The following is a 21,757-nucleotide window of genomic DNA, read 5'->3' on the forward strand; positions in this document are numbered from 1 at the left end:
AGGGGAACCAAGACATGAACGTCTCGCGTCGTACATTCAACAAGCTCATCGCCGGTGCCGGTCTCGCCGCACCGTTCCACATCATCCGTTCCGCCTCCGCCCAGGAGCCCAAGAAGGGCGACGAACTGGTCGTCGGCATCTGGGGCGGCGCGCAGGAAAAGATCGTCAGGGAACATGTCGAGAAGCCGCTCGTCGAGAAATACGGCTGCAAGGTCAGCTACGTTCTTGGCGGCACCGGCGACCGCCGTGCCCGCGCCTATGCCGAGCGCGGTCGCCCGAGCTTCGACGTCCTCTACCTGAACATCTTCGAAAGCCGCCAGGCCGTGAAGGACGGCGTGACCCAGGCGCCGACGCCGGCCGTCAAGAACTTCGAGGCGCTCTATCCGAGTGCGCGAAAGGGCGGTTACGGCGTCGCCTTCAACCCCTGCACGATCGTCTACGACAAGACCAAGGCGTCGAAGCCGATCACCTCCTGGAAGGACATGTGGAACCCGGAATGGAAGGGCCGCATCGCCTGGCCGGATGGTCTGGGTGCCGAAGGCATTTCCGCGCTGATGATGGCCGCCCGCGTCTGGGGCGGAGACGAGAAGAACGCCGACATCGGCTTCGAAAAGGTCAAGGAACTGAAGCCGTTCGCAGCGATCCAGGGCAGCCAGGCCCAGCTCTTCGAAATGTTCGACCAGAAACTCGCCGATCTTTCGGTCGAGTTCGGCAGCTTCACCCAGTCTTATGTCGAAACGCGCAATCCCAATATAGCGATCGCCAAGCCGGTCGAGGGGCAGGCGCTTTCGATGAACGTTGCCTGCATCACCGAAGGCACGAAGAACCAGAAGCTCGCCGAGGAATGGATCAACCTGCACCTCTCCGAACCCTGCATGCTCGCCTATGCGCGCCAGATCTACTATTCACCGACCGTCAGCAACATTACGGTCCCGGACGACATCAAGTCGAAGCTCGTGCTCGGCGATGCCGATGTCGCAAAGCTCGTCGATTTCGATTGGGACGTGATCAATGCCAGCCGCGCCAAATGGCAGGCGAAATACGATCGGGAGATCGCGGGATGAACCGTTGGATCGGGCCGGCGCTTGCAGCGCCGGTCACCCTTTGGCTGCTTCTGTCCTTCGCGGCGCCGATGTTCGTGGTACTCGTGCTCTCCCTGCACGAGTATCCCGATCCTTTCGGCCCGCTGTTCATAACGCCGTCGATCGCGCAGTTCCGGGATATCGTCTCGGACGGCTTCTATTTCGGCGTCGTCTCCGAAACCATCCTGCTCGGCCTCGGCGTGACCGTCATCACCGCGCTTCTCGGTTATCCGCTCGCTCACTGGCTGGCGCGCATGCCGGTAAAATACCGCGCAGCCGCGTTTGCGGTCATCCTCATTCCGCTGCTGACCAATGTCGTGGTGCGCTCGCTCGGCATCATCCTCCTGCTGGCACCCGAAGGGCTGATCAATTCGGTCACCGGGCTGATCGGCATTCCGCCGGCCAGATACATGCTGTTCACCCATGGTGCTGTCGCGGTGGCGCTGGCGCAGGTCTTTTTGCCGTTCATGGTGCTGGCGCTCTACGACAACCTGCAGGGCACTTCGCCGCGGGTGCATGAAGCGGCCCAGAGCCTCGGCGCCTCTCCGGCGGTCCGGTTCCTCACCGTCGACCTGCCGCTTTCGCTGCCCGGCCTGCGCTCCGGCACTGTGATCGTTTTCCTGATGGCGACCACGGCTTACGTTTCCGCCTCCCTGCTCGGCGGAAAGAAGGTCTGGACCACCGGCATGCTGGTGCTGCAGGAAGCGATCAAGAACCTCAATGCGCCGCTTGCCGCGGCGCTTGCGATCATCATGACCGTCACCGGTCTCGCGTTTGCGGCGCTCTGCGCCTATTCGCTCAACCGCCTGATGCCGTGGCTGAAGGGCAAGCCCAGCAATCCCTGGAGCATACCGCGCTGGCTGGTGCCGATCATCAACATCCTCGGGCCGATCGTCTCGAAACTGCTGCTCGCCATCTCGCTGCTGCTCCTGCTGCTGCCGCTGGTGCTGGTCTGCATCCAGAGTTTCAACGACGTGCCGCAGGCGACCGCCTCCGGCTTCCGCGGCTTCACGCTGAAATGGTACGAGGCGGTGTTTTTCGCCGGAACGTATGCGGATGCCTTCTGGGTGTCGGTGCAGCTTGCCGTCACCTCGATGCTGGTGGCGCTTTCGCTTTCGCTGCCGGCGGCCTTCGCGCTCGCCCGTTATCCGTTCAAGGGTCGCTCCGCGCTCCTGGCTTTCTGGCTGCTGCCGATGTCGCTGCCCCACGTGGCGATCGGGGTCGGAATGCTGCGGCTCTTGCAGATCTACCTGATCATTCCGCCCTTCCTCGGCCTCGTGGCGATCCATGTGATCGTCATCCTGCCGTTTGCGATCACGCTTCTGACCACCTCGGTGATGGGGCTCGACCGGGCGCAGGAGGAGGCGGCGGCGAGCCTCGGGGCAAGCCCGGTGCGGCGGTTTTTTCTGATCATCATGCCGGGCCTGGCGCCGGGGCTGTTTGCGGCCGGCATCGTCGGCTTCCTGCTGAGCTTCGGCGAGGTGACGGTGACGAGCTTCCTCACCACCGCCCGGCTGACGACGCTGCCGGTCCGCATCTACGCGGAATCGACCTTCAGCCTGGAGCCGACCGCGCATGCCATCTCGGCCGTCCTGATCCTCTTCACCGTCATCGCGCTGGCCCTGCTGGGCAGGGTGGTTCGCCTAGACCGACTCTACGCACGGTGAGTTGGAAACGATAGCGGGCGGACCGTCCGGTCCGCTTGACAGACATAGCGAAAACCGACAGTTATCGTGTTCTTCCGAGGGGGGCATCTTGACGATGCTGAGATGGCGGTGAGCCGGACCCTTGAACCTGATCCGGGTCATGCCGGCGTAGGAACGGAAATAGGCGTCATTCGACGATACTTTCTCTTCTCCGCTTCACCTGGATCTCCGTAATTGACTGATCTGGAGATCGACCGATGATATCCATTCTTCCCGTGGTTCCGCAAGGATATCCGGTCCTGGCGTGCAGGTTCGGCGCGTAGCATCATGCGTGCGTCCCATGCGGTCATCGGCCTCGTCCTGCTTGTCGCCCTCTGGCAAGCGGGCGTCTGGCTGTTTGCTCCGCCCCGCTACATCCTGCCGTCTCCGATTGCCGTCGCTTCCGCCTTCGGGCGGCAGCCGGGTTTCCTGCTGCAGAACGGCCTCGTCACGCTGACGGAAATCGCGCTGGGCCTCGCGATCGGCGCAGGCCTCGGCATCGCCACGGCATTCGGGGTCGCCGCGTTGCCGCGGCTTGGCCGTCTCGTCTGGCCGATGGTACTGATTCTACAGTCCTTTCCCGTCTTCGTCCTGGCGCCGATCCTGGTTTTGTGGCTCGGTTTCGGCCTCGCCTCGAAAGTGGCGATGACGACGATCATCATCTTCTTTCCGGTCGCGTCGGCCTTTGCCGACGGTCTTCGCCGCACCGATCAGGAAATCCTCGACGCCGTTTCGCTGGAGGGGGCAGGTCACTGGCAGACGCTGGTGTCGATGCGTGTGCCGCTGGCGATCCCGAGCCTCGTCTCGGGCCTCAGGGTCGCGGCACCGCTGGCGCCACTCGGGGCCGTGGTCGGGGAGTGGGTCGGGGCGTCCGGCGGGCTCGGCTTCGTGATGGTCCAGGCCAATGCCCGCATGCAGACCGACACCGTGTTCGCGGCGATGACCATACTGGCAATCCTTACCCTCATTCTAAGGCTTCTCATCGACCGGCTGACCGCCGGACTCGCCCCGTGGGCCAGCGAAGCTGACCCTTCATCTTCATCCGCATCAGGGAGTTCCGTCCGATCATGATCCGTATCCTCACCGCGTCCTTCATCGCGCTGGCCAGCCTTGCCACCCCGATTTCTGCGCAGGCCGCCGACAAGCTCAGCGTGCTGCTCGAATGGTTCGTCAATCCGGACCATGCGCCGATGGTCATCGCCCAGCAGCGCGGGCTGTTTGCCGATGCCAAGCTCGATGTCGAGCTCATCCCGCCGTCAGACGCCTCCGCAGTGCCGCGGCTGGTTTCGGCCGGCCAGGCGGATATCGGCATCCACTACCAGCCCAATCTCTATCTCGACCATGAGGCAGGCCTGCCGCTCGTGCGTTTCGGCACGCTGGTCGAGACGCCCTTGAACACCGTCACTGTGCTGGCGGACGGTCCGATCAAGAGCCTCAAGGATCTGAAGGGCAAGAAGGTCGGCTTTTCCGTCACCGGTTTCGAGGATGCGATGCTGAAGCGCATGCTAGCCTCCGAAGGGCTTTCGAACGCTGACGTGGAACTGATCAACGTCAATTTTTCGCTCTCACCGTCGCTGATCGGCGGCAAGGTGGATGCGACGCTCGGCGGTTTCCGCAATTTCGAGCTGACCCAGATGAAGCTGGAAGGCCATGCGGGGCGCGCGTTTTTCCCCGAGGAGCACGGTGTTCCGACCTATGACGAGCTGATCTTCGTCACCCGCCGCGATTCTGCCGCCGACAACCGGCTGCCGCGTTTCCTGCACGCCGTCGAACAGGCCTCGATCTTCATCACCAACCATCCGCAGGAAGCCTGGCAGCTTTTCGTCAAGGCCTATCCCAACCTCGACGACGAACTGAACCGCACCGCGTTCTTCGACACGCTGCCGCGCTTTGCCAAGCGTCCGGCCGCACTCGACCAAGGCCGCTACCAGCGCTTCGCCACCTTCATGCAGGAAATGGGACTGATCAAGACCGTGCCGCCGATCGGGGACCTCGCAGTCGAAATCAAGTAGGCCAAGCTGCTGATATTGTTTGATTTGAACGCCGGGGTTCGCGTAACGTGATTTCCATGCCAGATAGGCATCGCACGTTACGTACCCTCGGAGTTTGCTTGACCATCGGACTTGCCCATGCGGAACTGATCGCGGTTCTGTCCGCCGTCACCGGCGACGAGCCGCGCGTGATGACGGTTCGCTCCGGCGATGCGCTGCCATCCGGGCCCTTCGAGCTTGGGCACAGGAGCCTGCAGGCCGGGCTTCGCGAATGGGTGGGGGACCAGACCGGCCATCCGCTCGGTTATCTCGAACAGCTCTATACCTTCGCCGATCGCGACCGGACCCATGAGGATGCCGAGGGGCGGACGATCTCGATCAGCTATCTCGGCCTGGTCCGCGAGCAGGCCGCACCCGGTGCCGGAAAACCCGGCTGGCACGGCTGGTACGAATATTTCCCCTGGGAAGATCATCGCGGGGGGAGGCCGGAAATCCTGGCCGCCATCACCGGCCGCCTGCAGGATTGGGTTGCGGCGGAAACTGCCAGGCGCGAACACCGCCGGCGCCGCGTCGATTTTGCCTTCGGCCTCGACGGCGCCGCATGGAACGAGGATCTCGGCCTGCAGCGTTACGAGTTGATGTACGAGGCCGGACTGGTGACCGAGGCAGGTTGTCCGCCGGCCAAAAGTTTCGGTCGCTCGATGTTTGCCGATCACCGCCGTATCCTGGCGACCGGGATCGCGCGGCTGCGCGCCAAGATCAAATACCGCCCGGTGGTCTTCGAACTGATGCCGGAGAGTTTTACGCTGTCGCAATTGCAGCGCACTGTCGAGGCGCTGGCTGGCTTGACGCTGCACAAGCCGAATTTCCGCCGGCTGATCGACCAGCAGGAGCTGATCGAGGAAACCGGGGAGGCGACCAGCGAAACCGGCGGCCGCCCCGCCAAGCTCTTCCGCTACCGTCATGCGGTCCTCGAAGAGCGGGCGCTATCCGGTTCGAAACTTCCGCTTTCACGTAATTGACATAAACTCGAATCGAGAATATGTCTCTGCGCCGGATATACTCACTTCGAGTATAAAAGGAGCTGCTGATGAATTCTCCGCTTTCGGTTTCCCAGCTTTACGATCGCGTCAGCCGTGTCATCCCCAAGGCCGAGTGGATGAGCTACGAGGCGGATGTCGCAGCGATCCTTGAGTTGAAGCGCACCCGCAACGCCGTCATCCTCGCCCACAATTACCAGACGCCGGAAATCTTCCATGGCGTCGCGGATATCGTCGGTGACAGTTTAGCGCTCGCCCGCAAGGCGATCGAGGTGGATGCGGATGTCATCGTGCTTGCCGGCGTCCACTTCATGGCCGAAACGGCAAAGCTCTTGAACCCCGGAAAGACCGTGCTGATCCCGGACATGGAAGCGGGCTGTTCGCTGGCGGATTCGATCACGCCGGAAGACATCGCACTGCTGCGGCAGGCGCATCCGGGTGTGCCGATCATCACCTATGTGAACACCTCAGCGGCGGTGAAGGCGGCATCCGATATCTGCTGCACCTCCGGCAACGCAAAGCAGGTGGTGGAATCGCTCGGCGTTCCGAAAGTGCTGATGATCCCGGACGAATACCTGGCGCAGAACGTGGCGCGGGAAACGGATGTCGAAATCATCGCCTGGCATGGCCATTGCGAAGTGCACGAGCTGTTTAATGCGCAGGATGTCCGCGATCTGCGCGAGGCGCACCCCGGCGTGGTGGTGCTGGCGCATCCGGAATGCCCGCCGGAAGTGGTGGCCGAGGCCGACTTTGCGGGCTCGACGGCCGTCATGTCGGATTATGTCGGCCAAAAGAAGCCGGCCCGTGTCGTGCTTCTGACCGAGTGCTCGATGAGCGACAATGTCGCCGTGCATCATCCGGATGTGGAATTCGTGCGGCCCTGCAACCTCTGCCCGCACATGAAGCGCATCACGCTCGCCAACATCCGCAAGGCGCTGGAGGAAAACCGGCACGAGGTGACTGTCGATCCATCGATCGCGGTTGCGGCCCGCCGCGCGGTCGAGAGGATGCTCGCCATATGACCGAAATCCTCGACCATCTCGCCGGCCGCATCGCGATCGTCGGCAGCGGTCTGGCGGGGCTGGTGACGGCGCTAACCTTGGCGCCTCAGCCCGTCGTGCTGATCACCCGCGCCGCCTTGGGTGCGGAAACGTCGAGCGCCTGGGCGCAGGGCGGCATTGCAGCGAGCCTCGGCACTGACGACAGCGCGGACCTGCATCTGGCGGATACGCTCGCCGCCGGCGACGGACTTTGTGATCCGGCAGTCGCCGCTTCAATCTTGAAGGAAGCTCCGAACGCTATCGCCATCCTGGAAAAATTTGGCGTGCGTTTCGACCGGGCTGCTGACGGTTCGCTTTCGCTCGGCCTGGAGGCTGCCCATTCGCGCCGCCGTATCGTGCATGCGGCGGGCGACGGATCGGGTGCGGCGATCGTCCGGGCTCTGGTCGAGGCTGTCTCCGCAACACCGTCGATCACGGTGCTTGATGGTGTCGAGGTTCGTCGGCTTTTGACGAATGGCGACGCAGTGTCCGGCCTGCTCTGCGCGGCGGCCGCCGGCGCGGTTATCTTGCCGACCGCGCGGGTGGTTCTGGCGACCGGCGGTCTCGGTGGGCTTTATGACGCGACCACCAATCCGACCGGCAATTTCGGCCAGGGTGTAATGCTTGCGGCACGGGCGGGCGCGCTGCTTGCGGATATGGAATTCGTGCAGTTCCACCCGACGGCGCTCGATTCCCAGCGCCGGCCGCTGGCGCTGGTCAGCGAGGCCGTGCGCGGCGAGGGTGCGGTGCTGGTCAACGAAAAGGGCGAGCGGTTTCTCGCCCGCGAACCGGGGGCCGAACTTGCACCGCGGGATATCGTGGCCCGCGCCATCAGCGCCGAGATTGCCCGGGGCGGACGTGTCTTCCTCGATGCCCGGCCGGCGCTTGGAAGAGGGTTCTCCAGGCGGTTTCCGGCGATCGACGCGCTCTGCCGGGAGGCGAGTGTCGATCCCAATTCCGACCTCATCCCGGTTCGTCCCGCCGTTCATTACCACATGGGCGGGGTAGCGACGGACGCGAATGGCCGCAGCTCATTGCCCGGCCTCTGGGTGGTCGGCGAGGCGGCTTCGACCGGTCTCCACGGCGCCAACCGGCTGGCGAGCAACTCGCTTCTGGAAGCGGCTGTGATGGGCATGCGGGCCGCGCGGGACCTCTCGGCAACGTCCTCCGGAACGCTTCATCAGGTCACCGATGTCGAGCTGCCGGTGCCGGCGGATATCTCCACCGTGCGGCCGATCGTGTCGCGGCATCTCGGCGTCCTCCGGAATGCCGGTGCCATTCATGGCGCTATCGCGAGCCTGCTGCCGCTCGTCGAAAGCGAAGGACCGGCCGCCGATCCGGCGATCGTCGCGCTGCTGATCGCCGTCTTCGCGTCGCTCCGAAAAGAATCCCGCGGGGCGCATGCGCGCACCGATTTCCCGCTGAAGCTTGGCTATGCGGAGCGGCGGCAGATGCGTCTTGCCGATGCGCTGGAGATCGCCCGCGCGACCGCTTCCCATACCCTTGCCCGGAGTGCCTGACATGATCCTTGCCGCCCTTCCGCGACTTCTCGTCGAACCGCCGGTGCGCGCCGCACTTCTGGAAGACCTCGGCCTTGCCGGCGACGTCACGTCGACGGCGGTCATCCCCGCCGGCCATCGCTCGACCGTTGTCATGGCAGCTCGTAAAGCCGGGGTCATCGCTGGGCTGGATGCGGCCGAGCTCGCCTTCCAGCTCGTCGATCCGAAGATCGTCATGACGCGCCACGTCGAAGATGGCGGGGCGGTGAAGCCCGGCGATGTGATCGCCACGATCGAAGGCCCGTCCCGCGGGCTTCTGACCGGCGAGCGAACGGCACTCAATTTCCTCGGCCATCTTTCCGGCATCGCCAGCGTCACGGCCGGCATCGTCGCGGCGATCGAAGGCACCAAGGCTTCGGTCGTCTGCACCCGCAAGACGACACCGGGGCTTCGGGCGCTGGAGAAATACGCGGTACGCGCCGGCGGCGGCATGAACCATCGCTTTGCTCTCCATGATGCGGTGCTGATCAAGGACAATCACGTGGCGATTGCCGGCGGGATCGCCGAATCCATCCGCCGCGCCAAGGCGGGCGTCGGCCATATGGTGAAGATCGAGGTGGAGGTCGACACGCTCGACCAGCTTCACGAAGCCATGCAGGTTGGTGTCGATGCGGTGCTGCTCGACAACATGACGCCGGAGCAGCTTCGCGAGGCGGTCGACATCGTCGCCGGCCGGGCGATCACCGAAGCGTCAGGCGGGATCACGCCGGCGACGGCCGCCGCCGTGGCCGCATCGGGCGTCGACCTGCTCTCCGTCGGCTGGATCACGCACAGCGCGCCGACGCTGGATATCGGGCTCGATTTTCGCTCTGCAAGTTAGGATGGGCGGTGCCAGAGGCTTCCGGTGCCGTTGAAAACAATGGTACATCCTTGATCCGGAACACCGAACGGGCAAGGAGCGCAAGATGCCGAAAATACCCGAAGACCAGATTGACGCCGTGCTGGCTCTTGTCGATGCCGAAATCGACGAGAGCCTCGCGCGCCTCTTCGATCTGATCCGTATTCCGAGCATCTCGACCGACCCCGGCTATCGCGACCAGTGCAAGGCGGCGGCCGAGTGGCTGAGCCGCGATCTCGGATCGATCGGCTTCGACGCCTCCGTCCGGCCGACCACGGGCCATCCAATGGTCGTTGCCCACGAGAAGGATGCGGCCGGGCCGCATCTGCTGTTCTACGGGCATTACGACGTCCAGCCCGTCGATCCGCTGGCGCTCTGGACGAGCGATCCGTTCGAGCCGCGGCTGGAGCCGTTGCTGAACGGCGATACCGCGATCGTCGCGCGCGGTGCCTCAGACGACAAGGGGCAGATGATGACCTTCGTCGAAGCCTGTCGCGCCTGGAAGGCGGTGACCGGCAAGCTGCCGGTGCAGGTCAGCATCCTTTTCGAGGGCGAGGAGGAGGCAGGCAGCCCGAGCCTTGCGCCGTTCCTCGATGCGACCGCGGAAGAGCTGAAGGCCGACATGGTCTATGTCTGCGATACCGACATGTGGGACCGGGAGACGCCGGCCGTCACCACCATGCTGCGCGGGCTCTACAGCACCGAGGTCGAGATTACCTGCGCCGACCGGGATCTGCATTCCGGCATGTTCGGCAATGCCGCCCGCAACGCGCTCCAGGTTCTCGCGGACGTGGTCGCGAGCCTCAGGACGCCGGATGGCGGCGTGGCGGTCGAAGGCTTTTACGATGGCGTCACGGAACTGCCGGAAGCCATCGAGGCGCAGTGGCAGCGGCTGCCGTTCGACGAGAAGGGTTTTCTCGCCGATATCGGGCTCGCGATCCCGGCGGGCGAGGCGGGCCGGTCCATCCTGGAACAGGTCTGGGCGCGGCCGAGCTGCGAGATTAATGGCATCAGCGGCGGTTATACGGGCGAGGGCTTCAAGACCGTGATCCCCGCCAAGGCGATGGCGAAGATCTCGTTCCGGCTGGTCGACGGACAAGTTCCGGAAAAGATCCGCGACGCCTTCAAGGCGCATGTCGCGGCGCGCATTCCGCTCGACTGCTCGGTAACGTTCAAGGATTTTGGCCTGGCGCCGGCGACCGTCATGCCGATCGAAAGCCCGTTCCTGACGAAGACGCTCGCAGCGCTTTCGACCGAATGGGAATGCGAGGCCGCGCTTGCCGGAACCGGCGGCTCGATCCCGATCATCGGCGAGTTCAAGCGCCGGCTCGGCTGCGACGCGTTGCTCGTCGGCTTCGCCCGCTTCGACAACCGCGTTCACAGCCCGAACGAGAAATACGACCTGTCGAGCTTCCACAAGGGCATCCGCTCGTGGGTGCGCATCCTCGCCGAGCTCGCCGACTGATCCTGCCGCCGGTCAGGCTTTCTCGAAGAGCGGCGAGATCATCATTTCCGGCACCAGGACAAGTCCCTTGTCGGTGATGCGGATCTCGGGGATGACGGATAGCGGGATGAGGTTGAAGCCCATATAGGCGATGGTGCAGCCGGCCTTTTCCCATTCGAGCTTGAGGGCCTTCACCTCGTCGGCGACCTCGTGGACGCGTTTGTCGGAGAGCAGGCCGGCGATCGGCAGCGGCACCATCGCCGTGACCTTGCCGTCCATGACAACGCAGACGCCGCCCTGTTTTTCCTCGATCGCATCCAGCGCCAACTGCATGTCGAATTCATTCGTGCCGGCGACGATGATGTTGTGGCTGTCATGACCGACGGAAGAGGCGACGGCGCCCTTTTTCAGGCCGAAACCGTTGAGCAACCCGTGCGCTACATTGCCGGACGATTTGCCGTGCCGTTCGACGACGGTGACGAAGCAGAGGTCGTGGCGGTCGAAATGCGCCTGCCAATCATCGGCGGGTTCGAGCGTCACAGTCACATGGCCGAGCGTGATGCCCGGAAGCTCCGTGCGGATCGTATGGGCGATGACCGTGTCGGCGGGAAGGTCGGGTGCCAGTTTCAGGTTCTTCGGCAGCTTGACTGTGTTGTAGGCGGCTTCCGGATAACGATAGGGTTTTGAAAGCGCTTCATCCAGGATTGGCGTGACCTTGCGGTTGTCGACCACCAGTTCGCCGCCGTACCAGGTGCTGACCGGTTTCAGGTCGTCGGTCAGAAGCACGAGGTCCGCCCTTCGTCCGCCGCCAAGCCCGCCGATCTCGCCTTCCATGCCGAAACGGGTCGCGCCGTGCAGCGAGCCCATCGCCCAGGCCTGTTCGGGCGTCATGCCGGCCTTGACCGCTTCGCGCGTCACCCAGTCGAGCCCGAAGGCGAGAAGGTCCTCGGCGTCGCGATCGTCGGTGCAGACAGCGACGCGCTTGTGGGAGGCGCCGAGTTCGGTGATCGTCTTGATCGCATGCGGCAGCGAATGCCACGGCGTCGTCGGCGGGCCGCCGCGCAGGAAGAGCCAGACGCCGGCTTCGAGCAGGTCGTCGGCGATGTCGCGGTCGATCGCCTCGTGGGTATCGGTGACGCCGGAGGCGGCATAGGCGGCGACGAATCCCCGGCCGTAGACATGGCCCGAGACCGGCCGGCCGCGCTGGAGCGCTGCGGCGAGGATCGCATGGCTGCGCTCGTCGCCCATAACGACGGGGACGAAATCCATCTTTTCGCCGAGCGCCACCGCCTCCGGCCATTTGTCGAACAGTGCGGCGATTTTTGCCGGTGTCAGGTCACCGCCGGCGGTTTCGAGTTCCGGAGACGTCGCAGGCACGGTGCTCGGGACGGTCAGGAAGATCGATAGTGGTGCCAGGCGCGCGTCTTCGAGCATTGCCTCGACGCCCGCGACGTCCATGACATTGCCGATCTCGTGGCTGTCGCAGAAGATCGTCGTGGTGCCGTTGAGAAGCGCTGCCTCGGCATAGGCGCAGGCGGTCACCATCGAGGATTCGATGTGGATATGCGGATCGACGAGGCCCGGGGCGATGATGCCGCCTTTGGCGTCGTAGAGCTTTGCCGACCCGTTCCGGTAACTGCCGGCCGGTTTTACTGCTGCGATGCGACCGCCCGAGATCCAGATCTCGCGGCCGTCGAGAATGCGTTCCGAATAGGTGGACAGCACGCGGGCACCTTGGATGACCAGATCGGGATCGCGGCGGGCGGAGGCGACATCCGCGAGACGGCGGGTCATGGTCGACAGGGGCTGGACGGAGAAGCGAGTGAGGGCGGGCATGAAAACCTCATTTGCAGGACTTGGGAGGGGCAGGTGAGATTGTAGGGAAAGCCGGCATGGCAAGGAAGCGCCAATCGGGAGGAATGCATTGAAGCGTTGCTGAAATTCGAACCGTCGCGGCGAAATATGCTGCTTTTCAGCAACGCCAAGGTTTGGGATAGTGGTCCGATGCAATGAGAGGCAAACGATCCGATGGCCTATATCATCACCGAACCCTGTATCGACGTGAAGGACGGTGCATGCACCGCAGCCTGTCCCGTCGACTGCATCTACGAGGGCGGGCGGATGTTCTATATCCATCCCGACGAATGCATCAATTGCGGCCTCTGTCTCTCCATCTGTCCGGTCGATGCCATCGCCTACGACGAGGAGGCGACCGAGGCGCAGATGGCGTTCATTCCGGTCAACCGGGATTATTTCGGAGCCGAGGTCACCGGGCTGGGATCACCCGGCGGCTGGGACAAAAGCCGGACGCGGAACATCGATCACCCGGTGGTGACATTGGCGGCTGTGCGCGAGGCGGCTCACTAAGCGTTGGTCCAGCTTCCGTAATAGGCGCGGGTGGCCGCAATCAGCTTGCCGCATCTTTCCCGCTCGATGGTCAGGCGCGGCAGGTCGGCCTTGGCCTGGGCCAGCAGTTCCTTTCGGGCCGCATCGAAATTGACGTTCACAAGCCTGCCGTCCCGCATGATCGGCCGGCCGGCGACATAGACTGCCTTGGCATGCGCGGCTGACATTCGGTTGAGGAGCACCTCTGCCTCGTCGAGATCGTCGAAGACGCTGTCGGCGATCAGGGCTTCGTAGTCGACGACCGTAAAATCCTCTCCGAGCGGGGCGTTGACGACGGTCGCACCGGTTTTGATTGCCGCGTCGAATATATCGGTAGCCGCAAAGCTTCGTTCGAGCTCTCGCCCGCCATGCAGGAAATAGAGAAGCCGCATTTCGCGCCAGAGATCCTGGTCGTCGTCGAAGGCGCTGCCGTCGAGACCTATGCCGAAGCGCAGGCCGCGTTTGACGGCTTCCGCCAGCGGCGCGATGCCGGAACGCAGGCGCAGGTTGGCAGAGGGATTGGAGACGAGCTGGACGCCGCGTTCGGCCAGCAATTCGTATTCGTCCGGCCGGAGCTGAACGCCATGGGCGACGGCAAGGCGTGGCGACAGGAAGCCGATGTCGTCGAGATAGCGGACGATGCCCTGCGGGAAGCGACGGTCCAGCCATGCCCGTTGCCGCGGGCTTTCGAGCAGATGCATGTGGATGCGGCGGTTATTGGTGGCCGACGCCTCGACTATCGCTTCGAGCAGGGCATTCGAGCACCATTGCGGGCCGATCGGACCGTATTGGACATCGACCAGCGGATTGGTATTCTCGGCTGCCACCGCATCGGCTGCGGCGAGTTGATCGCGGAACGGGGTATATCGAGGCGCAAGCGGGGAAAGAGCCTCCCAGTCCGCTGGGCTGAGGAAGGGCTTCAAGCGCTCAGGGCCGCCGTCATAGGCCCAGGCGTCGTGGTCGAGCAGCGGGCAGGAGAGGCCGAGTCGGATACCGACGTCCCCCGCGGCGCGGATCACCTCCAGGGCCTCGTCGACCATGCGAGCCGCATTCAAAGAATTGTGGCAATGGATGGTCGCGGCGACGCCCGTCTTTGCGAGGCGGCCGAAGGCGACGAGGGCTTCGAGATAGGCATCGGTACGAGGGCGCAGTCGCATGGTTGGAATCCAGGTTTCCAGCGCATCGTCGAGGCTGCCGAAATCCAGCGTTCGGATGCCGTAGCCATGGTCATGGGCATTGACCGGCATTGGCATGAGAAGATCGCCGGGGACAAGCGGGATGGCGGAGGCCAGAATGGGAAGGGCGGTCTGCATCGCCTCGCCGCGCACGGCCTTTTGATGGCCGGGGTGCTGCAGGAAGCGCTTGTCTTCGTTCGATGTCACCGCTTGATGACCTCCGCGATCTGGTTGCTGAACTTTTCGAGATCGACGCTGAGCGCCTCGATCACGGCTTCCGTGGCGTGGGTGAGCTGACGGTTGTGGGGCGCGACGATGCCGACCTCCATGTTCTGCAGGCGGGAGCCGGCGATCGGCAGGGCAACCACGTCGCCGGCCTTCAGCTCCTTCAGGAGACCGAGCGGAGTGAAGAAGGCGACACCTTCGCCGGACAGGATCAGCGGCTTCAGCATCATCTGGTTGTTGGTGGCAACAAGCGTGCGGCCCACGCGATCGAGCGAGGCGAGTTCGACCGCAATCATCGAACTCATCACCTCGTTGTCGAGCTGCAGCAGCAGCTTGAACTGGGCGCATTCCTGCAGGGTGGCGCTTTTCTGGCGGGCCAGCGGATGGTGTTTGGCGACCATCACCATCAGCGGCATGCGCACGCCGTGGACCAGCTTGATGTCGTGCGGCCGGGCGAGGTCGAAGGTAATGCCGATATCGCAATCGCCATCGGCGACGAAATGGAAGATGTTGTTAAAATTGTCGGCGCGGATGCGGAAGTCGACGGCCGGGTTCTTGTGGTGAAATCCCATCACGAATTCCGGCATGAACTGGACCGCGAGACTGTCGAGGCAGGCGATGTGGACGCGGCCGGTGCGCTTGCCCTGTAGGTCGCCGAGATCCGATTTCATGATCTCGTAGTGATGAATAGTCTCCTTGGCGTGCTTCAGCACCACCTTGCCGGCGGAGGTGAGGCGCAGGCCGTCGGAGAACCGTTCGAACAGCGGCGTGCCGAGCTCGTCCTCAAGTTTGCGGATTTGGCGGCTGACGGCGGAGGTCGCCACATGCAGCTCTTCGGACGCCTTACGGATCGAGCCGGCGCGCGCGACTTCGACGAAATATTTCAGGATACTGGCGTGCATATTCACCCCCCAAGATCCTGAAATTCATAGCATACCTACCGGCCCTGCCAAACCGGAGCGCGCTTTTCGCGGAAGGCTGTCACACCTTCGACGGCGTCTTCGCTCTGCAGTGCACGGATGAGCGCGGGGGTGCGCAATCCTTGGGCTTCCGCGGGGCTGAGATGGCCGGTGCGGTTGACCGTCTGCTTGATCGCCTTCAGCGACAGCGGGGCGCAGGCGACGATGTCGCTCACCCATCTGTCGACGGCGGCATCCAGCGCGTCAAAGGGCACGGTCTCGTTGACGATGCCGAAGCCCTGCATTTCGGCGGCGGTGAACTGCCGGCCGGTCAGCATCACGGCCATGGCAAGGTTGTGCGGGATTTTGCGCTGGAGGAGCACCATGCCGCCGTCGAGCGGCATGCGGCCGACGCGGGCTTCCGGCAGGCCGAATTTCGCGGTGTCGGCGGCGATCACGATGTCGCAGCCGAGCACCATCTCGAAGCCGCCGCCGAGCGCGTAACCGTTGACGCGGGCGATCACCGGCACGTCCAGCGATTTGCGGAAGGCGAGGCCACCGAACCCGTTGGTGCGGCTTTCCGCCCAGTATTCGAGGCCTGACTTGGTGGCGCCGCCCTTGAGGTCGGCACCGGTGCAGAAGGCCTTTTGGCCGCTGCCGGTCAGGACCACGCAGGAAATGTCGTCGCGGGCCTCGATCTCGCTCCAGATCGCCTCCAGTTCCTTTTCGGTCGCGGCATCGACGGCGTTCATGCGGTCCGGGCGGTCGAGCGTGACCCGTGCGACGCGGTTCTCGACGGAAAATCCGACGGTCATGCCGCGTCTCCGCGTGCCGCTTGCAAAGACTGGGCCTCTAAGGAGGCGAGGATCTCCTCATTATGCTGGCCGAGACGCGGCGGGGAGATGCGCACCGACACCGGGGCTGCCGACATGTCGATGGGAGACCCGATGAGGCGGATCGGACCGGCGGCCGTTTCACCTGCTTCGAGGATCATCTTGTTGATGACCGTCTGCGGATCCTGAAGCGCTTCGGCGAGGTTGCGCACCGGCGCGCAGAGGATATCGACCTCCTCCAGGCGCTTCAGCCAATGGGCATTGCTGTTCCTGGCAAAGTTCGCGCGGAAGATTTCCTGCAGTTCCGGCCGGTGAGCCATCTGGGAATCGAAATCCTTGTAGCGCGGTTGTGCCGAAAGGTCCTCGATGTCGAGCGCGTTGCAGATGTCCTGCAGCGGGTTCTGCTTGAAGGCGCCGACCATGACGATCGCGCCGTCGGTCGTGTCGAAAACACCGGTCAGTGGGAAGGCGCCCCAGTTCAAATCCTTCTCGCGCATCATGTGCGCGGCACCTTCCTGCATCTGCATGGCGAGCATGGAATTGTAGAGGCTGACGGCGACCTGCTGGCCTTCGCCGGTCTTTTCCCGATGCAGGAGCGCCAGCAGGATGCCCTGGACGAGGTGCATGCCGGCGGAATAGTCGGCAAGCGGAGTGGCGTAGATCGAGGTCGGATGGGCGCTGTCGGACTTGCGGCGCATGACGCCGGAAAGCGCCTGGGCGAGAATATCCTGCCCCCCCTTGTGCTGGTAGGGGCCGGTGAGGCCGAAGCCGGTGCCGACGGCGTAGATCAGCCGCTTGTTGATCTTCTTCAGGTCCTCGTAACCGAAGCCCATGCGTTCCATCACGCCGGGGCGGAAGTTGTTGACCACCACGTCGGCGCCGGCGATCAGCGCCAGCACCGCGTCCCGGGCTTCGGTGAGCTTCAGGTCGAGCGCCAGGCTCTTCTTGTTGCGGTTGAGCGAGCAGAAGACCGGATTGTTGAGGCCGTCCGGATCGGAGCCGAGCGACCAGCGCGACAGGTCGCCGATCTTGGCCTTCTCGATCTTGATGACTTCGGCACCGTAGTCGGCGAGCGTCTGGGTGCAGCAGGGGCCGAGCATGACCTGCGTAAAATCGATCACGCGGACGCCATCGAGGGGTAGAGAATTCATTCCGCAGCCTCCAGGAATGTTGCATTGTCGGAGGGCACGTCGCCGGGATCGGCACCCTGGGCCCGCATCTGTTTCTGGATAGCCCGAATATCGGCTTTCCGGACGGTGGTTCCGGCGTTGAGCGCCACGACGGCGGCAACGCCCGCAGCCTCGCCCATCGCCATGCAGGGCGGGATTTCGCGGCTCGACTTCTGCGCCTGCGGTGTCGCCGAGTAGTGACGTCCGGCGACGATCAGCTGGTCGACTTCACGCGGCAGCATCGAGCGGTAGGGCGTGTAATAGTCGCGGCCGCGGCAGACGGTGTCGGAGAAGTGGATACGGTTCATCACATCGTCCTTGGTGACCACGTATTCGCCTTCGAGAAGTCGCGTCTGGCGCACACCGGTCTGGGGCGCGAAATCGACCACATAGGCCTTTTCGAAGCCCGGCATCTTTTCACGGGTGAAATCGAGCAGGCGGGCGATACGGTTGCGGCCTTCGAGTTCTGCCTTAGTCAGATCCTCGGTCTTGAGACCGGAAAGGTTCGGCATATGCGGGCAGTTGAGCCAGACGACGCCCGGCAGCGGGGTCTTCAGCCACCAGAAGGACCAGCAACCGCCGATCAGGCGTTTTGCCTCATGGTCGATCTTCTTGAAGGCTTCCGGCTCCTCGAATTCGAAGCGCTCGGCCGCATCCGTATCGACGCCGCCCCAGCGGGAGACGGTGGTCAGGATGAAATTGGATTCCACATGCGAGGCGCCGGCGGAGGCCGCGACATCAAGGTCGCCGGTGGTGTCGATGACGATATCGCCGAGGATCGCTTCCATGCCGGACTTGGTCTGGCAGATGACGCCCTTGATGGTCTTGCCTTCCATGATCGCGGAGGAGAACCAGCTATGGGTCCTGAGCTTCACGCCGGCTTCGGTCAGCACGTCGTAGGAGGCGCGCTTGAAGCCGTCCGGATCGAAAGCGGCGGAAAAGCAGATCGGGTGCGGCATGGACTGGGTGTGGAAATCGAACAGGCCCCATCGCGCCCAGCGCCGCCAGGCGTCCGGCGTCTCGCGGATGTCGAGTTCGCGGTCGCGGCCGGTGGGCGTGACGCAGAGGTCCCACTTCTTCATGCGCTCGATCATCTCCATGCAGATGCCCTGGACGGTGATTTCGAGGTTGTTGATCATGTCGTCCAGCACCAGCACCATGCCACCGGCGGCAAGCCCGCCGACATAGGGGTAACGTTCGAGAAGCGTCACCTTGGCGCCGTTGCGGGCCGCGGACACGGCGGCGGAAATGCCCGCCGGCCCCCCGCCGACGACGACCACATCGGAACGGTCGACCACTGCGACGTTGCGCGCCGCCTGAAGAATTGTCTGTTGCATTGGTTCAAACTCCCAAAGAGTTGGGCCCGAGGACAGTTGGCTCAGTGTGTTGGGCTCAGTGCGATCCGGCCGGCCTCCAGCGGATCATCCGGGCTTCGATCACCGAAACGATGAAGAAGAGGACGACGGCAAGCACCGCGGCGATCACGACGGTTGCGTAGAGCAGGGGCGAGCGGAAATTGTAGGTCGCCTCGATAATCAGAGCGCCGAGGCCGAAGCTCGAGCCGATCCATTCGGCGACGATGGCGCCCATGACGCTGCTGGTCGCGGCAATCTTCAGTGCTGCAAACAGGAACGGCATCGAACTCGGCAGCCGCACCTTCCAGAGGATTTCCGTGTTGCTGGCAGACAGCACCCGCATCAGGTCGAGCATGGCGGGGCTCGCGGATTTCAGGCCCTGGACCATGTTGACCAAAGTCGGAAAGAAGCAGATCAGCCCGGCGATGATGATTTTTGGCGCGAGCCCGTTGCCAAAGATCAGCACGAGGATCGGAGCGAGCGCAATGATCGGGATCGCCTTGATGAACACCGCGATCGGATAGAAGGCCTTTTCCGCCGTCGCGCTGTGGACGAACCAGATCGCCAGAAGGATGGCGACGAGATTGCCGAAGACGAAGCCGAGGAAGGCTTCGAGGATCGTCGGCAGCATGTTGGTCCAGAGGATCCCGGCGTTGTCGCGGAAGGCATAGGCGACGTCGACCGGGCTCGGGGCCATGAAGGTCGGTATCTTGAAGAACCAGACGACGAACTGCCAGAGGACCACGAGCCCGACGGCGGCTGCGATCGCCGGCATATGTTTGACGAGCACGCCGGCTGTCGCATCGAGAAGCGCGATCTTGCGATCGGGGGCGGCGGCCGTCTTGGTGGTGGAGGAAACGACGTGGCTCACAGGCATTCCTCCAGAAGGCGGCGCAGATGCGCGGTGACGCCGATGAACTCGACGGTGTCACGCACGGCAAGCGAACGCGGGAAGGGCAGGTCGACCTTCATGAACTCCTTGACGCGGCCCGGATGGGCCTGAAGCATCAGCACGTTCTGGCCGAGGAAGGCTGCTTCCGGGATCGAATGGGTAACGAACAGGATCGTCGTTCCCGTTTCCTGCCAGACGCGCAGCAGTTCCTCGTTCAGCCGGTCGCGGGTGATCTCGTCGAGTGCCCCAAATGGCTCGTCCATCAGAAGGATGCGCGGCCGCGTGATCAGCGCCCGAGCGATTGCCACGCGCTGGCGCATGCCGCCCGAGAGCTCGTGAGGGAGTGAATTTTCGCGCCCCTTCAGTCCAACCATGGCCAGCAGCTCATGCGGGTCCGCATGGTCGCCGGTTTGGGCGTGTTTTCCGACTTCCAGCGGCAGGCGGACATTGTCGATTACGTTCCGCCAGGGAAGCAGCGTCGCATCCTGGAAGACGAAGGCGAAGTCGCGGCTCTGACGAGCTTCCTGAGGGCTGCGGCCGAAAACGGAAATCGAACCGTCGCTGATGTGGACGAGATCCGCCACACATCTGAGCAGGGTCGATTTTCCGCAGCCCGAGGGCCCAAGCATGGTGACGAAGGCACCTTCCGGTATGTCCACGGAAACATCGGAAAGGGCCGTGAATTCGTTGTTCCTGTCGCCGAACCGGACGGAGAGGTTTCGGATCGAAACCGCCGTGGCTGCCGGTTCGGTCTGGGGAACGTTCGGCATCAACTTCGCCGTTCCTAACATGACTATCACCCCACCTGTTTGCGGATGTCGCTGGTGGCTTCGAGGATGGAGAAGTTCGCGACGTCGTCGACCGTCGGAACGGTGCCCTTGAACTGCTTGAGATCGGCATAGGCCTTGATCTGCGCCGCCCAATTTTCACGCGACATGGTACCCCAGCCCGATGCCTTGGTGGTGGCGCCGAAGGAGAAGTCGACGCACGGGACCACGGCCTTCATTTCGCTTGCCTTGTCGAGGATGGGATAGGCCTCGCAGAGCATCTCGACCGCTTCCTTCTGGTTGTTGCGAACATAACCCCAGCCCTTGGCGGCGGCGCGGGTGAAACGTTCGAGAACATCGGAATGTTTGGCGATCTGGTCGTCGGTCGTGTAGTAGACGTTGGCATAAAGCTGCAGGCCGCTGTCCCAGAGCATCATGTCGACGCGGTTGTCGCCGAGCACATCGAGAGCGTTGACATTGGTGAGCCACCCGGTGACCGCATCGGCCTGGCCGGTGATCAACTGGTTCATGTCCGAACCCATGTTGACCATCTTCACCTGGTCCTCGGCGATGCCGTTCTGGGCGAGAAGCGCGCGCAGCAGGATGAAGGCGGTCGGCTGGGTGGCGATCGTCTTGCCGATCATGTCCTTCGGGGTCTTGATCGCCTTGTTCTTCAGCGAGAAATAGGTGAACGGATGCTTCTGGTAGCCGGACAGGAAGGCCTTGACCGGCAGGCCTGCAGAACGCGCCAGCATCACCGATGGGCTGGAGGAAATCTGGCCGGTTGCAGACTGGCCCGATGCCACGCCCGCGACGCCATCGACGCTCGGTCCGCCGGGGACGATCTCAAGCTCTATGCCCTGTTCCTGGAAAAAACCCTTCTTCATGGCGGCGACTTCGCCGAGCACGCCGTTCGAGGCGAGCCAGCCGAGCTGCATGCGCACTTTCGCCACGTCCTTGGCGTTGCCGGCCCGGATGCCGAGGAAGCTGGAGGTGGCGGCAAGGCCGCCCAAGGCCGCGGCATTGGAGATAAAGCGGCGGCGATTCAGTGTGAAATGAGACATAGCGTTCCCCTGTTGGCCTTTTGGCCTGATACATTTTCGCTTGACTTCGCCGGTCTCAGCTGCCGGATTGAGGAGAGGATGGCGCAATGTCGCGTTCTAATAAAGAACAATAATTCGCATATTTGGTTGCCGAAAAGGCAACGCCAGATTCGCGGCGATTCCATGGAATTGGCAATCGTCAAGCATATCGCCCGAGCCGAAGCCTTGATATAGGGCCGAAGACTTCGCGAAGGCCTGATTCCTGGCGGACGTTTACTTAATTATCCACTCAAGATAGAAAATTCTTGAAAGGTACTCGGCAACCTATCGATGAT

The 21,757-nt window shown here is 63.4% G+C and carries 19 protein-coding genes and 1 riboswitch; of the genes, 10 read left to right on the top strand and 9 right to left on the bottom strand.

The window, feature by feature from the left end:
- Positions 1-14 precede the first annotated feature (14 nt).
- The 9 genes from C5J24_RS02385 (at position 15) to C5J24_RS02425 (ending at position 10,700) form a co-directional block, all read left to right on the top strand.
- Positions 15-1,064, top strand: a complete 1,050-nt coding sequence (locus C5J24_RS02385; RefSeq protein ID WP_105415297.1) for a PotD/PotF family extracellular solute-binding protein — start codon at positions 15-17, stop codon at positions 1,062-1,064.
- Positions 1,061-2,749: an ABC transporter permease subunit gene (locus tag C5J24_RS02390; protein ID WP_105415299.1), complete on the top strand. Its 1,689-nt coding sequence runs from the start codon at positions 1,061-1,063 to the stop codon at positions 2,747-2,749. Before C5J24_RS02385 ends, C5J24_RS02390 begins: the two co-directional genes overlap by 4 nt.
- Positions 2,750-2,816: 67 nt before the next feature.
- A riboswitch (TPP riboswitch) is annotated at positions 2,817-2,920 on the top strand.
- A gap of 135 nt (positions 2,921-3,055) precedes the next feature.
- Entirely contained in the window at positions 3,056-3,838 is a 783-nt protein-coding gene (locus C5J24_RS02395; RefSeq protein WP_105415301.1) for an ABC transporter permease, read from the top strand.
- Positions 3,835-4,779, top strand: a complete 945-nt coding sequence (locus C5J24_RS02400; protein ID WP_172723823.1) for an ABC transporter substrate-binding protein — start codon at positions 3,835-3,837, stop codon at positions 4,777-4,779. The genes C5J24_RS02395 and C5J24_RS02400 overlap by 4 nt, the downstream gene beginning before the upstream one ends.
- A gap of 56 nt (positions 4,780-4,835) precedes the next feature.
- A complete protein-coding gene (locus C5J24_RS02405; protein ID WP_371673571.1) occupies positions 4,836-5,780 on the top strand; it encodes a hypothetical protein in 945 nt (314 codons plus the stop codon).
- Positions 5,781-5,848: 68 nt separating this feature from the next.
- Positions 5,849-6,820: a quinolinate synthase NadA gene (gene nadA, locus C5J24_RS02410; protein WP_046633178.1), complete on the top strand. Its 972-nt coding sequence runs from the start codon at positions 5,849-5,851 to the stop codon at positions 6,818-6,820.
- Positions 6,817-8,358, top strand: a complete 1,542-nt coding sequence (locus C5J24_RS02415) for an L-aspartate oxidase (protein WP_105415305.1) — start codon at positions 6,817-6,819, stop codon at positions 8,356-8,358. Before nadA ends, C5J24_RS02415 begins: the two co-directional genes overlap by 4 nt.
- Position 8,359: 1 nt before the next feature.
- Positions 8,360-9,217 (top strand): carboxylating nicotinate-nucleotide diphosphorylase, encoded by an 858-nt coding sequence (gene nadC / locus C5J24_RS02420; protein ID WP_105415307.1) that lies wholly within the window; start codon positions 8,360-8,362, stop codon positions 9,215-9,217.
- Positions 9,218-9,302: 85 nt separating this feature from the next.
- On the top strand, positions 9,303-10,700 hold the full coding sequence (locus tag C5J24_RS02425; RefSeq protein ID WP_105415309.1) for a M20/M25/M40 family metallo-hydrolase: 1,398 nt from the start codon (positions 9,303-9,305) through the stop codon (positions 10,698-10,700).
- Positions 10,701-10,712: 12 nt separating this feature from the next.
- Here C5J24_RS02425 and C5J24_RS02430 read toward each other — a convergent pair whose 3' ends face one another.
- Positions 10,713-12,515, bottom strand: a complete 1,803-nt coding sequence (locus tag C5J24_RS02430; protein ID WP_105415311.1) for an adenine deaminase — start codon at positions 12,513-12,515, stop codon at positions 10,713-10,715.
- Between the two features lie 192 nt (positions 12,516-12,707).
- Here C5J24_RS02430 and fdxA point away from each other — a divergent pair, with 192 nt between their 5' ends.
- A complete protein-coding gene (fdxA, locus tag C5J24_RS02435; protein ID WP_105415313.1) occupies positions 12,708-13,046 on the top strand; it encodes a ferredoxin in 339 nt (112 codons plus the stop codon).
- Here the strand turns inward: fdxA and C5J24_RS02440 are convergent.
- From C5J24_RS02440 to C5J24_RS02475, 8 genes are read right to left on the bottom strand one after another with little or no spacing between them, the layout of a single operon-like run.
- The gene (locus tag C5J24_RS02440) at positions 13,043-14,446 is read right to left on the bottom strand and encodes an amidohydrolase family protein (protein ID WP_245446494.1); all 1,404 of its coding nucleotides are present in this window, start codon (positions 14,444-14,446) and stop codon (positions 13,043-13,045) included. The two genes, fdxA and C5J24_RS02440, sit on opposite strands and share 4 nt — an antisense overlap.
- Positions 14,443-15,366, bottom strand: coding sequence for a LysR family transcriptional regulator (locus C5J24_RS02445; protein WP_038549375.1), 924 nt, complete (start codon positions 15,364-15,366; stop codon positions 14,443-14,445). The genes C5J24_RS02440 and C5J24_RS02445 overlap by 4 nt, the downstream gene beginning before the upstream one ends.
- Positions 15,367-15,401: 35 nt before the next feature.
- Positions 15,402-16,178 (bottom strand): enoyl-CoA hydratase-related protein, encoded by a 777-nt coding sequence (locus C5J24_RS02450; RefSeq protein ID WP_105415314.1) that lies wholly within the window; start codon positions 16,176-16,178, stop codon positions 15,402-15,404.
- A complete protein-coding gene (locus C5J24_RS02455; protein WP_105415316.1) occupies positions 16,175-17,347 on the bottom strand; it encodes a CaiB/BaiF CoA-transferase family protein in 1,173 nt (390 codons plus the stop codon). The genes C5J24_RS02450 and C5J24_RS02455 overlap by 4 nt, the downstream gene beginning before the upstream one ends.
- Entirely contained in the window at positions 17,344-18,702 is a 1,359-nt protein-coding gene (locus C5J24_RS02460; RefSeq protein ID WP_046668581.1) for an FAD-dependent oxidoreductase, read from the bottom strand. The genes C5J24_RS02455 and C5J24_RS02460 overlap by 4 nt, the downstream gene beginning before the upstream one ends.
- 55 nt (positions 18,703-18,757) lie before the next feature.
- Positions 18,758-19,591, bottom strand: coding sequence for an ABC transporter permease (locus C5J24_RS02465; RefSeq protein ID WP_205836912.1), 834 nt, complete (start codon positions 19,589-19,591; stop codon positions 18,758-18,760).
- Positions 19,588-20,382 carry an ABC transporter ATP-binding protein gene (locus C5J24_RS02470; RefSeq protein WP_245289948.1) on the bottom strand — a complete coding sequence of 265 codons (795 nt, stop codon included), beginning with the start codon at positions 20,380-20,382 and terminating at the stop codon, positions 19,588-19,590. Before C5J24_RS02470 ends, C5J24_RS02465 begins: the two co-directional genes overlap by 4 nt.
- Positions 20,383-20,408: 26 nt before the next feature.
- Positions 20,409-21,443 carry an ABC transporter substrate-binding protein gene (locus C5J24_RS02475; protein ID WP_046603970.1) on the bottom strand — a complete coding sequence of 345 codons (1,035 nt, stop codon included), beginning with the start codon at positions 21,441-21,443 and terminating at the stop codon, positions 20,409-20,411.
- Between the last annotated feature and the right edge of the window lie 314 nt (positions 21,444-21,757).

Origin of the sequence: Neorhizobium sp. T25_27 (assembly GCF_002968565.1) — a bacterium.
GTDB lineage: Bacteria > Pseudomonadota > Alphaproteobacteria > Rhizobiales > Rhizobiaceae > Neorhizobium > Neorhizobium tomejilense.